Consider the following 592-nt stretch of genomic DNA (forward strand, 5'->3'; position numbering starts at 1 on the left):
TGGATATGGATGCACCGATGCAGGCGTTTTTAAAGGCAATGCTGCCTCAGCAACACACCGAGTGTTGTGTTGGTGGAGCTCGCTCACCAGAAACGTTTGCGCGTAATATCGATGAAACCATCATCAGTACGATAGAAACCGTGCAAACAGAAGTGTGGGAAAATGAAGCCATTGCGCCTTCTAAACGCAACCGTGAACTGGTGACGCGCCTGCATGGCCTAGGCATTTTTAAATACAAAGACGCTGTTTTAATGGTTGCAAACCATCTTGGTATATCGCGCGATACCATCTACTTGTATTTGCGAGAGCTGGGGAACGATTAAACAGGTGCGCTGAATAGATTAAGTAAGTTGCTCTAGCTCAGTGATGTTGTCGAGCGCTTCTTGGTTGGTTTTGCCACACACAACCGGACACGGCTTAAAATCGTGACAAACTTTAGGGCGCTCAGGCTTACCAAACAGCTTACACAAATTGTCATCGTTGAGTTGCACGCAACGAACACCTGCTGGTTTGCCCTTGGGCATTCCAGGTATCGGTGAAGAGATACTTGGCGCAATACAGCAAGCTCCGCATCCTAATCGACAATCCATAA

At 47.5% G+C, this 592-nt stretch carries 2 protein-coding genes; one reads left to right on the forward strand and one right to left on the reverse strand.

The window, feature by feature from the left end:
• A partial coding sequence (locus R8O10_RS26325; protein WP_318192113.1) for a helix-turn-helix domain-containing protein occupies positions 1-323 on the forward strand: 323 nt, incomplete at its 5' end.
• An 18-nt stretch (positions 324-341) separates the two neighbouring features.
• On the opposite strand, the gene R8O10_RS26330 is transcribed toward R8O10_RS26325, so the two are convergent.
• Positions 342-590, reverse strand: a complete 249-nt coding sequence (locus R8O10_RS26330; RefSeq protein ID WP_005460076.1) for a YkgJ family cysteine cluster protein — start codon at positions 588-590, stop codon at positions 342-344.
• Positions 591-592 lie beyond the last annotated feature (2 nt).

This window comes from Vibrio sp. 1727 (genome assembly GCF_033344415.1).
GTDB lineage: Bacteria > Pseudomonadota > Gammaproteobacteria > Enterobacterales > Vibrionaceae > Vibrio > Vibrio alginolyticus.